This is a genomic window from Actinoplanes flavus (genome assembly GCF_017592555.1).
Classification (GTDB): domain Bacteria; phylum Actinomycetota; class Actinomycetes; order Mycobacteriales; family Micromonosporaceae; genus Actinoplanes; species Actinoplanes flavus.
The window spans coordinates 32,511-46,084 of record NZ_JAGFNS010000011.1 but is presented as its reverse complement, the minus strand read 5'-3'; the positions used below and the strand labels follow the sequence as shown (position 1 = coordinate 46,084).

General features: G+C 71.3%; 13 protein-coding genes. 9 read left to right on the top strand and 4 right to left on the bottom strand.

Translation table 11 applies throughout. The annotated features are described in order from the left end of the window. Nucleotides 1–39: 39 nt before the first annotated feature. From J5X75_RS17965 to J5X75_RS17950, 4 genes are all read left to right on the top strand, one after another. Nucleotides 40–645, top strand: a complete 606-nt coding sequence (locus tag J5X75_RS17965) for an LppU/SCO3897 family protein (RefSeq protein ID WP_208468556.1) — start codon at nucleotides 40–42, stop codon at nucleotides 643–645. Nucleotides 646–725: 80 nt separating this feature from the next. After that, nucleotides 726–1,931 (top strand): ATP-binding protein, encoded by a 1,206-nt coding sequence (locus J5X75_RS17960; protein ID WP_188120440.1) that lies wholly within the window; start codon nucleotides 726–728, stop codon nucleotides 1,929–1,931. A 28-nt stretch (nucleotides 1,932–1,959) separates the two neighbouring features. Beyond that, nucleotides 1,960–2,469 carry a DoxX family protein gene (locus tag J5X75_RS17955; RefSeq protein WP_208468555.1) on the top strand — a complete coding sequence of 170 codons (510 nt, stop codon included), beginning with the start codon at nucleotides 1,960–1,962 and terminating at the stop codon, nucleotides 2,467–2,469. A gap of 219 nt (nucleotides 2,470–2,688) precedes the next feature. Then, a complete protein-coding gene (locus tag J5X75_RS17950; RefSeq protein WP_238488408.1) occupies nucleotides 2,689–3,999 on the top strand; it encodes a glycosyltransferase 87 family protein in 1,311 nt (436 codons plus the stop codon). 203 nt (nucleotides 4,000–4,202) lie between these two features. Here the strand turns inward: J5X75_RS17950 and J5X75_RS17945 are convergent, their stop codons facing one another. From J5X75_RS17945 to moaC, 4 genes are read right to left on the bottom strand one after another with little or no spacing between them, the layout of a single operon-like run. Further along, nucleotides 4,203–4,613 carry a molybdenum cofactor biosynthesis protein MoaE gene (locus J5X75_RS17945; RefSeq protein WP_372450906.1) on the bottom strand — a complete coding sequence of 137 codons (411 nt, stop codon included), beginning with the start codon at nucleotides 4,611–4,613 and terminating at the stop codon, nucleotides 4,203–4,205. A gap of 38 nt (nucleotides 4,614–4,651) precedes the next feature. Continuing rightward, entirely contained in the window at nucleotides 4,652–5,872 is a 1,221-nt protein-coding gene (locus J5X75_RS17940; RefSeq protein ID WP_208468552.1) for a molybdopterin molybdotransferase MoeA, read from the bottom strand. Nucleotides 5,873–5,888: 16 nt separating this feature from the next. Continuing rightward, entirely contained in the window at nucleotides 5,889–6,386 is a 498-nt protein-coding gene (locus J5X75_RS17935; protein ID WP_208468551.1) for a MogA/MoaB family molybdenum cofactor biosynthesis protein, read from the bottom strand. Next, entirely contained in the window at nucleotides 6,359–6,850 is a 492-nt protein-coding gene (gene moaC, locus J5X75_RS17930; RefSeq protein WP_183226515.1) for a cyclic pyranopterin monophosphate synthase MoaC, read from the bottom strand. The genes J5X75_RS17935 and moaC overlap by 28 nt, the downstream gene beginning before the upstream one ends. A 373-nt stretch (nucleotides 6,851–7,223) precedes the next feature. On the opposite strand from moaC, the gene J5X75_RS17925 reads away from it, so the two are divergent. From J5X75_RS17925 to J5X75_RS17905, 5 genes are all read left to right on the top strand, one after another. After that, nucleotides 7,224–9,719 (top strand): putative bifunctional diguanylate cyclase/phosphodiesterase, encoded by a 2,496-nt coding sequence (locus tag J5X75_RS17925; RefSeq protein WP_208468550.1) that lies wholly within the window; start codon nucleotides 7,224–7,226, stop codon nucleotides 9,717–9,719. After that, entirely contained in the window at nucleotides 9,716–10,912 is a 1,197-nt protein-coding gene (locus J5X75_RS17920) for a glycosyltransferase 87 family protein (protein WP_208468549.1), read from the top strand. The genes J5X75_RS17925 and J5X75_RS17920 overlap by 4 nt, the downstream gene beginning before the upstream one ends. 23 nt (nucleotides 10,913–10,935) lie before the next feature. Beyond that, entirely contained in the window at nucleotides 10,936–11,304 is a 369-nt protein-coding gene (locus J5X75_RS17915) for a TFIIB-type zinc ribbon-containing protein (protein ID WP_204296542.1), read from the top strand. An 894-nt stretch (nucleotides 11,305–12,198) separates the two neighbouring features. Next, on the top strand, nucleotides 12,199–12,933 hold the full coding sequence (locus J5X75_RS17910) for a nucleotidyltransferase domain-containing protein (protein ID WP_208468548.1): 735 nt from the start codon (nucleotides 12,199–12,201) through the stop codon (nucleotides 12,931–12,933). 260 nt (nucleotides 12,934–13,193) lie between these two features. Further along, nucleotides 13,194–13,523 carry a YbaB/EbfC family nucleoid-associated protein gene (locus J5X75_RS17905; RefSeq protein ID WP_307798137.1) on the top strand — a complete coding sequence of 110 codons (330 nt, stop codon included), beginning with the start codon at nucleotides 13,194–13,196 and terminating at the stop codon, nucleotides 13,521–13,523. The last annotated feature ends 51 nt before the right edge of the window (nucleotides 13,524–13,574 follow it).

Sequence of the window (13,574 nt, the reverse complement as noted above, 5' to 3'; positions counted from 1 at the left end):
GGTGGCAGGCAGCGTAGACCGCTTCTGGAGGGACCCCCGATGTCGCAGAACGGGCCGTACCCTGGTCAGCCATGGCTGGGTGGGAGCCCCGAGGAGCCGTACTCGGAACCCGCCGACCCGTGGAGCGCGAGCGAGCAGCCGTGGAGCCAGCCGCAGATCCCGCAACAGCAGCCGCCGCAGTCCGGCTGGAAACCGCCGGCCGAGTGGAAGCCGCCACCGGCCCGGCGCGGTTTCGCGATGGGTGCGCTGGTCGCCGTGCTGAGTGTCCTGATCGGTGGTGGGCTGGCCACCGGCGCCTGGTTCCTGCTGGGCCGCGACGACAAGGCGAAGACGCCGGTGGCGGCGACCACGACCGCGCCGGCCGGGCACGGGGCGCGACCGCAGACCAGTGAGGACGCCCGGTTCGCGGCGAAGGGCCAGTGCGTCCGCAACGAGGGCACCGACAACGAGCCGGAGCTGCGTGTGGTGGTCTGCACCGCGAACACCTATCAGGTGCTGAAGCGGATCGACGGCAAGACCACGGGCGAGAAGGACGCGGTCGGCAAATGCTCCAAGGTGACCGGCTACACGAAGTGGTACTACTACGACACCGAATACGACGACGTCGACTTCGTGCTCTGCCTCAAGGAGTATTCCACGGTCTAGGGAAAAGGCTAGAAAGCTCTAGATGGTGATATCGAGCCGACTCTAGCGTTCGCGCTAGACGGCCCGATACGGTGCTACGCGTGGATCCGGTGCGAAATCCGTACGCTCCGGGCGCCGGTCAGCGCCCACCCGAGCTCGCGGGCCGCGGCCGCGAGCTGGACGCCTTCGACGTCGTCCTGGAGCGGGTGGCCCGCGGCCGTCCCGAGCGCAGCCTGGTCCTGACCGGCCTGCGCGGCGTGGGCAAGACGGTGCTGCTCAACACGCTGCGCTCGGCCGCGATCGGCCGCCTCTGGGGCACCGGCAAGATCGAGGCCCGGCCGGACCAGTCGTTGCGCCGCCCGGTCTCCGGCGCGCTGCACATGGCGATCCGCGAGCTGGCCCCGCACCACCGCGACCCGGACCGGGTGGACGAGGTGCTCGGCGTGCTCAAGGCGTTCGCGCTGCGGGCCAACGAGACCAACGCGAAGATCCGGGACCGCTGGGCGCCCGGCATCGACGTGCCGCCGGCCCGCGGCCGTGCCGACTCCGGCGACATCGAGATCGACCTGGTCGAGCTGTTCACCGACGCCGCCTCGCTGGCCACCGATGTCGGCACCGGGATCGCCCTGTTCATCGACGAGATGCAGGACCTCAGCGCCACCGACGTGTCGGCGCTCTGCGCGGCCTGCCACGAGCTGTCCCAGCTGGGCGCGCCGCTGATCGTGGTGGGCGCCGGGCTGCCGCACCTGCCGGCCGTGCTGTCCGCCGCCAAGTCCTACTCCGAGCGGCTGTTCCGGTACGCACGCATCGACCGGCTGGACCGCGACGCCGCCGATCTGGCGCTGGGAGTTCCGGCCGAGCGGGAGGGCGTGGACTACGACCAGGAGGCGCTGGACCTGCTCTACGAGAAGTCCGGCGGGTATCCGTACTTCGTCCAGGCGTACGGGAAGGCGACCTGGGATCACGCGCCGCAGTCGCCGATCACCGCCGACGACGTCCGGGTGGCCGCGCCCGAGGCCGAGGGCGAGCTGGCGGTCGGCTTCTTCGGCTCCCGGTTCGAGCGGGCCACCCCGGCCGAGCGGGAGTACATGCGGGCCATGGCGGCGCTCTCCGACGACCCCGGCAACGACATGGACGCCGCGGTGCCGACGTCGGACATCGCCACCTCCCTGGGCCGTAAGCCGGCCAGCCTCTCGCCGGCCCGCGACGCACTGATCAAAAAGGGACTCATCTACTCCGGCGAACGGGGGACGGTGGCGTTCACCGTCCCGCACTTCGGCCGCTACCTCAGGACACAGCCGGTGTAGTCGCCCGGTTACGGGTATAACCGGGGACATGAGGCCCGTACGCACCGCAGCCCGAGCCATGCTGGCATCGATCTTCGTGTTCGACGGCATCCGTGCCCTGGCCCGACCGGAGGAACGGGCCGAGGCGGTCCGCCCGTTCACCGACCGGGTGACGCCGATGCTGGAGCGCACGGATCCGCGCCTGCCCACCGATCCGGTCACCCTGGTGCGGGCCAAGGCGGCCGCCGACGTGCTGGCCGGCCTCGCCCTGGCCACCGGGCGGTTCACCCGGCTCTCCGCCGCCGTGCTGGCGGTCGGCCTGATCCCGCACACCGCGACCGACAAGGGCGACCGCGATCACCTGCTGCGCAATCTCGGTCTGCTCGGCGGGCTGCTGCTCGCCGCCGCCGACACCGAGGGCCGGCCGGGTCTGCGCTACCGCACCACTCACGCGGTGGACCGCAGCCAGCGGTCGGTGCGCCGGGCCGTGCGCACCGCGAAACGGGAGGCGAGGATCGCCGCGGCGGCCGCCGCCACAGCGCGCAGATTGCCCGGATAACAACCTTCTCGCGGCGTTTGCGTTAAAGCGGACAAGGGACCGCGCGGTCGGTCTGCGCCTTCTAAGCTCGCTTCCGCTCGGCTACGACGTGCCGCCGATCCCGACCGCTTCGCCCTTCGTGCGAGCGGCGGGTCGACCGGCAGGCCATGCCGTGCCCGGTAACGAGACGGGGGTCGCGCCATGCCGGCGAAGCGAAGAGGGGCGCACAACGCTGCGCGCATGGGGTCCGGGCTGGTCGTTCTCGGCGGCCTGCTCACGCTCGCGGTCATCTCTTTCTACCTTCAGCGGTACGCGCTGAGCACTCTCGCCGTGGAACACGCCGCCATCCGGGGGTGGCTCGACGGCGCGGACCTGTACGCCTACCGCGCCCCCAACCAGGCCGGCGCCGCGCTGCCACCCGCACTGGCCATGCTGCTCGCGCCGCTGACCCTGCTGCCGCTGCGTGTCGCCGGCTGGCTGCTGGCCGTGGCCGGGGTGGCGGCTCTCCTGCTGACCACGCTGGTCGTCGCCGGCCCGGTGGCCCGCCGCCACGGTCGCCGCCGCACCCCGTTCGTCCTGGCCGTGGCCGCCCTGGCGCTGCTCGCCGAGCCGGTCCGGGCCACCATCGGCCTCGGCCGCCCGGAGTTGCTGATCCTCGCCCTCCTGGCCGCCGACCTGATCGCCCTGCGCCGCGCCGACCGCGCCCGGCACCGCATCCTGGCCGACCTGCCCGGCCCGCGCCGCCGCCGCTCCCTCGACCGCGGACCGCACTGGTTCCCGGACAGGTTCCGCCGTCTGCACCGAGTCTGGACCACCGGCTCGTGGGCGGGCGTGGGCAGCGGTCTGGCCGCCGCGCTCTGCGCCGTACCGCTGCTCTTCATCGTCTTCCTGCTGCTCACCAAGCAGCGCCGGGCCGCCGTAACAGCCCTGTTCACCGCCGCGGTGGTCACCCTGGCCGCGCTGGCGGTGGCTCCCGACGAGACCCTTTCCTGGTACGGCACGGTCATGTGGGAGTTGGACCGCCCCGCCCCGGTCAGCGCCCCGGACAATCAGTCACTGGCCGGTGTGATGGCCCGCCTCTACGGGTTCCCGGCGCCACCGGTGCTGGTCTGGTTCGCCTTCGGGATGCTGCTGCTCGCCGTAGGCCTCATCCGGGCCCGCTCGGCCCACACCGACGGTGACGAGGTGGCGGCCTTCACCCTGGTCGGCCTGACCGGCGCCATCACCGGCCCGGTGTCCACCTCGGCCGAGACGCTCTGGCTGCTCCCGGCCGTCCTGGTGCTCGCCGACACCGGCATGCGCCGCCGCATGGGTGGCCGGCTGCCCCGTTCCAGCCGCCTCGCCGGTGTCGCCTTCCTGGCCGGGGCCCTGCTCGTCTACCTGGCCCTGCTGGCGCCCCCGTCCTGGTCGCTGACCTGGAACGTCCCGGCCTTCGCCCTGATCCTGCTGGTCAACACCCTGCCGTGGCGGCATGGCGCCCCGTCCCTGCCGACCCCGCGCCCGGGCCGGGCCTCCCGCCCCGCGGCCATCCCCCTGCCACGCGGCGGCTGACCGCATCAAGCCGGCCGGCTCCCGGGGCTGCCGCAAGGTCATCGAGGCAGCCCTCACTACCAGCCGGGCCACGGTTTGCGAGCCTGAGCCGCGATCTCAGCCCGGCGGGCGCGGCACAGGCTCGCGTGGCACCCGGCTCGCGGTGCGCTCCGGGACTGCCATGGTTCGTCGAGGGCTGGCACTCCCGTACGAAATCATGGGTTTTAGGGGCAGTTGACCCATTCTTCGGTGCCGTCGTGGAAGACCTGGCGTTTCCAGATCGGGAGGCGGGCCTTGGCCTCGTCGACCAGGCGGGCGCACGCGGCGAAGGCGGCCGCGCGATGTGCGGTGCTGACCGAGGCGACCAGGGCGACGTCGCCGATCTGGAGAGTTCCGATGCGGTGTGAGACGGCGACCGCGTAGACCGCCGGGTCAGCGGCGATCTCTGACGCCACCTCGCGGAGGATGGCGGCGGCGGTGGGGTGACCCTCGTACTCCAGGAGGGTGACGCCGCGGCCGTGGTCATGATCGCGAACCACGCCCTGGAAGGAGACCACCGCACCGGCCCGTGGGTCGGCGACGTCGGCCTCGTGCGCGGCCAGGTCGAGCGGCGCGTCGATCACCTCGGCCCGGATGACGCCGCCTGAACCGGTGGGAGTGGGGTTCTCGGTGGTCACGGGCGCTCCCCGGGCGTCAGCGGAAGGGGCAGGAATCCGATGGTGTCGCCGGCGGCGGCCTGGGTGCCGGGGCGGACGACGGCGAAGCCGTGGGCGTTGGCGAGGCCGCGCAGCATGGCCGAGCCGACGTGGCCGACCGGGGTGGCGGTCCGGCCGGTGACGTCGAGCGCGGCGAGGGCCAGGTGGGTGAAGTCGCCGCGGCCGGCGATCCGCGTGCCCGCGGTGACCTGCGGCAGCGGGGGCAGAGCGCGGCCGCGCAGGCCGGCCAGCAGCGGCGCGACCAGGGTGACCAGGGCGATGATCGCGGATTGCGGGTTTCCGGGGAGGCCGGCGAGGAAGCGCGGGCGGCCGTCCGGGCCGGGCACCCGGGCCAGCAGCATCGGGAAGCCGGGGCGCACCGCGACGGTGTTGACGATGTACTCGGCGCCCAGCTCGGCGAGAGCGGGGTGCAGGTGGTCGACCGGGCCGTGCATGGTGCCGCCGGTGGTGCAGACCAGGTCGGCGGTGTCGAGGGCGGACCGGATGGCGTCGAGGTGGGCGTCGAGCGTGTCCTTGACCGGGCCGGTGACCGTGTCCACGCCGGCGCCGTAGCGGCGCAGCCAGGACGGCACCTGCGGGCCGAGCGAGTCGCGCACCCGGCCGCTGCCGGGCGGGCCCGCGGTGAGTAGTTCGTCGCCGAAGACCAGGAGCGCGGCACGCGGGATCGGCCGGACCCGGAGGGTCTCGTAGCCGCAGGTGGCGGCGACACCGATGACCGCCGGGTCGATCGCCGTGCCGGCCGGCAGCAGCTCCTCGCCGCGGTGTGCCTCCTCGCCGGGCAGGCGCCAGTCGGGGACGGCCCGCGGTTCGCCGGTGACCAGGCCGTCCGGGCCGGTCGCCGAGTCCTCGATCCGGATCAGGGCGGTGGCGCCCTCCGGCACCATGGCGCCGGTGGCGATCTCGACGGTGTCGCCGTCCGTGGTGAGCGGGGGCGGGGCGCCGCCGGCCAGGACCCGGCCGACCGGCCGCCAGGGCGCCGGGCCGCGCACCGCCCAGCCGTCGATGCTCGAGGTGGGGAAGGCCGGCAGGTCGGTGAGGGCGCGCAGCGGCTCGGCCAGGGTCCGGCCGTCGGCCTCGCTCAGCGGAATCTCCTCGGCGCTGCCGCCCACCGCCGCCTGCCCCGCCGCGAAGGCGAGGGCTCGGGCCAGTTCCCAGTCCACAGGGGTCGACTCGGTCACCGGCGAAGCCTATCGCTCAGTGGTCGCCTCCCCGGATCTGGTCCACGGTGTGCGCGAGCAGCGGCCCGAGCACGGCCAGCCCGTCCTTGGCGCCACCGGTCGAGCCGGGGAGATTGATGATCAGGGTGCGGCCGGCCACCCCGGCGAGCCCGCGGGAGAGGGCGGCCGCGGGGACCCGGTCGCGGCTGTGGGCGCGGATCGCCTCGGCGATGCCGGGAATCTCGAAGTCGAGCAGCCCGCGGGTGGCCTCGGGCGTCCGGTCGGTCGGTGTGACGCCGGTGCCGCCGCTGGTCAGGACCACGTCGACGCCGTCGGCGACGGCGGCGCGGAGCGCTTCGGCGACCGGGTCACCATCCGGTACGACGACCGGCTCGCCCACCTCACAGCCGAGCTCGCGCAGCCCGGTGACGAGCCGGGGGCCGCTGGTGTCGGCGTAGACCCCGGCCGCGGCCCGGTTGGAGGCGACGATCACGCGGGCCCGGATGGTCACGGCCGGTCCTCCGGGCGGATCCACTCGCCGGTCTTGCCGCCCTCTTTGCGCAGCACCCGGACCGATTCGATGCTGGCCGCCGGATCCACCGCCTTGATCATGTCGATGAGCGCGAGACCGGCCGTCGCGACGGCGGTGAGCGCCTCCATCTCGACGCCGGTCCGGTCGGCGGTCTTGGTGATCGCGGTGATCTCGACCGTGGTGTCGGTGGGCTCCAGTTCGACCTTCACACCGTGCAACCCGATCGGGTGGCAGAGCGGAATCAGATCGGGTGTCCGTTTCGCACCCATGATTCCGGCCAGCCGGGCCACCGCGAGCGCATCCCCCTTGGGCAGACCGTCGCGGCGCAGCAGGTCGATGACCTCAGCGGTGGTACGGACCCGGCCGGCCGCGACGGCACGGCGGTCGCTCACGGTTTTGCCGGAAACGTCGACCATCCGGGCGGCGCCGGTCTCGTCGACGTGGGTGAGTTGGCTTTCCTGGGGCATACCGGAAGCCTAGTTCGTTTGCACTTCACATCTTGTCCACACTGCTCAGGCGGCATCCGGCCGTTAACGAAATAGAATTCATCACGATCGGACGACGCGATTCTCATCGCAAAGAGTTTCCATTCAGAAACTGTCCGTGATGGCGTGGCAGCCGATTATCGCATACTGCGCATACCGACACGATCTACTGGAAATCAACGCTAGACGCGCCTAACTTATCCCCTGTCAGGACGACAGCGGACAAAGTGGAGGAAACGCCATGTACGGCGAAAAAGAGTGGGGCTGAAAAGCGCCTGATGCGCGGACAGACGGTTATCAATTAGGTTGAGCCTGGAGCGACGATCCGGTCGCGCTCGGCTACGACAAGGACTTCATGACTCGCACACGAGGCGACGAACACGTGACCGATCAGCGGCTTCGGCTGCTCATCGGTCTCGTCGTCGTTCTGGGGGTCTGCGCCACCGCGGGCTTCCTGGCGTACGCGCTGAGCCTCCCCGGTCCACCACCGCACCCCCTGGTCCTGGCCGTCTTCGGCGCCGGCCTGATCATCGCCAACCGGGTCCGGGTGCACGTCCGCGTCAAGTCCAGCGTCGACAGCAACACCTGGGGCGAGGTCCCGGTCCTGATCGGACTGACGTTGATCCCGGCGCCCTGGGTGGTGTTCTGCACCATCGCCGCGATCACCGTGATCCGCTGCCTGAGCTGGCTCGGCCCGCAGAAGACGGCGTTCGGCATCGCCAAGGGCGCCCTCACCACCGGCGCGGCGGCGGCCGTCTTCCTGGCCTTCGACGTGCAGCCGAATCTGGTCCAGCCACACTTCCCGGTGCTGCCGATCGTGGCGGCGCTGATCGCCTTCATCGTGGTCGACCACCTCGCCTTCGTGCCGGCGCTGTCGTTCGCGACCGGCGGCAGCCTCTGGCAGGTCGCGCTGCACGACTGGACCACCAAGCTCATCCTGCATCTCGGTGAGCTGGCGGCCACCCTGATCGTCGTCGGTGTGCTGGCCACCGGCACGAACCCGCTGCTCCTGCTGGTCGTTCCGCTCGTTGTGGTGTGCATGCACCTGTGGCAGTCCCGCAGCGTCCGAACCCGGGAGGAACGGGAGTCCTGGCAGCGCCTGGCCAAGGCGACCGACGAACTCAACGCGGTGGACCTCACCCAGGTGCTGCACTCGGCGACGACCCGGGCCGCGCAGATCTTCTCGGCCGTGGAGGCGGCCATCGACCTGGCCGCACGGACCGTGCGGGCCACCGAGACACACGTCCTCGCCGACGGCCCGCTGCTGGTCACCACGCCTTCGCCACCCGACGAGACCACCGTCGACCTGGTGGCGCACGACGGCAGTGTCCGGGTCGGGGTGCTGCGCCTGCGGTTCGGCGGGCGGGTCCGGCTCACCGAGGTCGAGCAGTACAAGCTGCGGACCTTCGCGTCGGCGGTGTGCACCGCCATCCGGAACGCCCAGGCGTACGCCGAACTCGCCCGCATCGCCGCGGAGAACGCGCACGCCGCCGCACACGACCCGCTCACCGGCCTGGCCAACCGCCGCCGCCTGTACGAACACGCCGACCGCCTCTTCCGGTCCACCGCCCACACCGGCCTCTTCGCCCTGCTGCTGATCGACCTCAACCACTTCAAGGAGGTCAACGACACGCTCGGGCACGCCGCCGGTGACGAGGTGCTGCGCCAGGTGGCCGCCCGGCTGCGGGACGCGGCCGCTCCCGACGACCTGGTCGCCCGGCTCGGCGGTGACGAGTTCGCGGTGCTGCTCACCGCTCTGCCGACGCCCGCACTGGCCGGGCACCGGGCCACCGGCATGCTCGCCGCCCTGGACGCCGGCATCGAGGTCGAGGGCATGCAGCTGACCGTCGAGGCGGCCGGCGGCATCGCCCTGGCCGCCGGCACCGGCAGCGTCGAGGAGTTGATGCGCCGCGCCGACATCGCCATGTACCAGGCGAAACGCGCCGGCGAGCCGACCGTCGTCTACGCGCACGCCCGGGACACCGCCGACCTGGACCGGCTGGTGCTCACCGGCGAGTTGCGGCGCGCGGTGGCCGAACACGAGTTCACCGTCGACTTCCAGCCGATCGTCGACCTGGGCAGCGGCGAGGTGGTCGCGGCCGAGGCGCTGGCCCGGTGGCGGCACCCCCAGCAGGGCAACCTCACCCCGGTGCAGTTCCTCGAGACGGTCGAGCGGTCCGGGCAGCTGCCGGCGTTCGCCGACGCGGTGCTGGAGCAGTCGCTGCTCGCCGTCCAGACCTGGCGGGAAGCGGGCTTCGACCTGCCGGTCGCCGTGAACGTGTCGCCGCGCAGCCTGCTCGACCCGCGATTCCCGGCGGCCGTGCTGGCCCGGCTGTCCCGGCACGACGTCCCGGCGAACCGGCTGATCCTCGAACTCACCGAAACCCTCACCGTGAGTCAGCTCGACGTGGTCGAACGGACCCTCGCCGAGCTGCGCAACGCCGGCGTCAAGCTGGCCATCGACGACTTCGGCACCGGTGTCTCGTCGCTCTCCGTGCTCTCCCGGATCCCCGTGCACCAACTCAAGATCGACCGGGAGTTCGTGGCCGGGGTGGAAACCTCGGCGGAGGCGGCCGCGGTCATCCGTACCACCGTCGACCTGGCCCGCAACCTGCACCTCACGGTCGTCGCCGAGGGTGTCGAGAGCGAACCGCAGCGGCACGCCCTCTGGCAGCTCGGCTGCACCGCCGGGCAGGGACACCTGTTCGCCCGGCCGTACTCGGCGGTCCGCTTCCTCAGCGTGCTGCGCCGCGGATCGGGCGGGCGGCCGGGCGTGCTGGCGGTGGCCCTGCACGACGCGGGATCGGTGGTCCGGCTGCCTGTGCGCCGTCTGCCAAACTTGCCCGCGTGACCAAGCCGTCCGATCGGGCCGTCGATCTGCTCCTGTACACGATCTCCGCGGTCTTCGCGCTGGTCACCGCCTTCACGTCGACGCTCCTGCCACACCGGGCGTGGGGCGCGATCGCCGCCTGCGGCTATCTGGCCGCGGCCCTGCTCGTGTACGTGGTGGGCCGCCGCGACATCCTGACCTGGGCCACCTGGGCGGCGGTGGCGATGCTCCCGCTCGTCGTGCAGGCGGTGCAGCGGGCCGGTGGGCGTACCGACCGGGCCCAGGAAGAGGTGGCCGTCGTCGAGCACATGGGCGCATCGCTGCTGCACACCGGCACGCCCTACCTGAGCCGCGCCGAGATCGCCGCCATCCCGCTCGACGAACGCCTGCTCGGCTACCGCCCCTACCAGCCCGGCATGTCCCTTTTCGGTCTGCCGCGCGCCATCGCCGGTGAACACTGGTGGACCGACGCCCGCGTCTGGTTCGCGATCGTCACGGTGGCCGCGCTGGTTGCCGCCGTCACCCTTCTGCGTCCGTCAAACCCATCGATGGTACGAGCGATGCAGGCGGCCACCGTCCTCCCCGTGACGGCGCTGACCCTCGCCACCGGTGGTGACGACATCCCCGTACTGGCGCTGTGCCTGCTGGCCCTCGCCCTGTTCGCCAGCGGCCGCCCCGGATGGGCCGGAGTCGCCGTCGGTGCGGCCGCCGGCCTCAAACTCTTCGCGCTCCCGGTGGTGGCCGTCCTCGCGGTGCTGTCCATCGCCACCGGCACCTGGCGGCGCCTGCTGCCCGGCGCCCTCGGCATCCCGGTGCTCGCCGTGCTCCCGCCGCTCCTGGTCGACCCCGACGCCCTCATCGAGAACGTCTTCCGCTTCACCCTCGGGCACGGCCTCGTGACGAGCCCCGCACAGTCCCCGTTCCCCGGCTACCTGATCTCCCAGGCGCTGCCCGGAGGCCGCTACGTCGCCGCCGGACTGCTCGTGGCCGCGGCCGCCGTCATCGGGGTGCTCCTGGTGCGCCGCCCGCCGCGCACCGCCGCCACCGCCGCCCTCTTCTGCGGATACGGACTTCTCGCCGCGATCCTGTTGATGCCGACCACACGGTTCGGCTACCTGCTGTACCCGGTCGCCCTACTGCTCTGGGCGCCCACCCTGCGGGTGTTCTCCCGTCGTACTCAGCAAGCACACAGCTTCTTCGGCCCCACGGCATGACACAGCCTTGTACCGTCATTGAAATGCATATGACCTGTCCCAAGTGTCACGGCGAGATGCGGGTCTACGAGCGCAGCGGCGTCACGATCGACCAGTGCACCGAGTGCCGCGGAATCTTCCTCGACCGTGGCGAGCTCGAAAAGCTCTTCGCGGCCGAAGCCACCTACAACAACCGGCCGGGCACCGGAGCGCCGGTTCCCCCGCCGCCCGCGCCGCCGGCCCACCACCAGCCGGGTTACGCGCCCCCGCCGCCCCCGCCGCAGCCCGCCTACGGCGCGCCGGCCGCCCACTACCCGCCCGCCGCGCCGATGTACGGGCACCGCGGTCACTACCGGCGCGGCCACCACGGCCACTACCGTCGGCGCGGCTTCCTGCACGACCTGTTCGACTGAGTTTGATTGCTCCGCTTCGCTCCGCGGCAAGCTGGGCCTGATTGCTCGGCTTCGCTCCGCGGCAAAACGCCTTGTAACCGGTGACGAGGCAGGTGATTTCCCGCCGCCAGCACACCCCGCTGGCGTCGGCAAATCACTTGCCTCGTCACCGGCGGCGTTTTGCGGGGGTGCCCGTCACACCACCACCCTGCTCAACGTGACCGCTCCCCAACGATGACAAGTCACGCGGATACGGATCTCCCCTGCCGGCTCTCAGCGCTGCCTCGAGGCCGGCGAAACAATCCCCAGAGCCAGCCGAGCACATCGCCGTCCTGCTCAAGGTGACCGCTCCCCGGTCAGGACGCGTCGCGTAAGGGTGGATCTTTCCGGCTGGCTTCAGCGCTGCCTCAAGGCCGTTGAAACAGCCTCCAAGGCCAGCCGAGTGCACCGCCGCCCCGCCCAGGGCGACCGTTCCCCAACAACGACAAGTTGCGCGGGTACGGATCTTTCCGGCTGGCTCTCAGCGCAGCCCCAAGGCCGTTGGAACAGCCCCCGGAGCCAGCCGAGTGCACCGCCCCCGGCCCAGGGCGATCGCTTCCCAGCAACGACAGCACGTAGGTGTGGCTCTTTCTGGCTGGCTGGTCAGGGCTGTCACGGGCGTTGGAACGGCTCTCAGAGCCAGCTGAGGGCACCGCCGTCCTGCTCGCGGTGACCGCTCTCCGGCCAGGACGCGTCGCGTGAGTGTGGATCTTTCCGGCTGGCTGGTGGGGCTCTTTGAGGGTGTTGAGACGGCTCCCCGGGCCGGCTGGATCTTCTGGGGGCCGGCGTGCGTCGTGGGGGTGTGCTGCTCCGTGGTCGGAGGGTGCCGGGGTATTGGGGATGTGTTGGCGCGGGGGTTGTGTCACGGTGTGGGCCATGTCTGGGGATCGACCGGTGGATGTGGCGGCGCGGCTCGTGCGGGAGCGGTTTCCGGGGGTGCTTGCGGCCTTTCTCGGCGGCAGTTCGGTGACCGGGCGACGAACGCCGTGGTCGGATCTGGACATCGTCGTGGTTCTGGACGGGCCACCGGCCCCGTTTCGGGAGACGCTGCGGTTCGAGGGCTGGGTGGTCGAGCTGTTCGTCCAGACGGAGACTTCGATCGAGTACTACTGGGGTTCCGATGCCGAGCGGCGGCGGACTCCGCTGCTGCGGATGGTGGCCGACGGCGTGATCCTGGCCGGTGGTGACGGCGCGGCGACGGCTTTTCAGGAGCGGGCGGCCGCACTGCTGGCGGCCGGCCCGGTGGCGCCGGACGCCGCGACGATCGACTACCAGCGGTACCTGTTGACCGATCTGGTGGACGACCTGCGCGGCTGTACCGAGCCGGTGGAACTCGCCTATCTGGCGGCGACCCTGATGCTGGCGGCCTCCGACTTCCTTCTCCTGGCCGAGAATCGGTGGTCGGCACGCGGCAAGTGGCTGCCCCGGCGCATCGGCGAGGTGGATCCGGACCTCCCCGGGAGGCTGGCGGCCGGCCAGCGGGCGGTGGCCGTGGACGGCGACCGGGAGCCGCTCATCGCCGCCGTACTGGCTGTCCTCGACTTCGCGGGCGGACCTCTTCAAGAGGGTTTCGTGCTGTCCGGCAAAGATCCCGGCCGGAACGCAGAGTGACGGCTCCGAAGCGCCACGGCTCCATAATGCGCGTTTTGCCCGGCCACAAGTCGCCCAATTTTCGCTCGCCGAATTGTCACCACGGTGGCGTTGATCACTCTTAGTAATTACAAGGCGAAGTCGTACCACTACTTAAGAGTGAACTATTTCGATAAGCTTCTCTTTTCGTGTGCGTTACGAAGTTACTGGAATACGCAACGTCGCGGATCTTGGGTATTGTCTCCTCGCCCCACACTGTCGCGGCGAACGGAGGAAGAACCGTGACTGGAACCACCGATCACTCCCTGCGGAACGACCTGGAAGACGTCTACGGCCGGTATGAGGAGATGCGTTCCGGAGTGGACGAGCTCCAGCGCAGCCTGGCCACCATGCAGGTGAGTGCCGAGTCCGAGGACGGCACCGTCCAGGCCACCGTCGACGCTGACGGCCGGCTCGTCGACCTCCGTCTCGACCAGCAGGCCTGCCGGGAATGGAACGTGGAAACTCTGGCCCGCGTCATCGTGGAAACGGTCCAGCACGCCTCTACTGGCAAATCCCGCGAGATCGAAACTCTGGTGACCAATCACCGCAGCCCGGACAGCGAGGACTAATCAGAACCCCGACCGTCAGAAGCGCGGCGCACGTCTCCACCCCGGACGAAT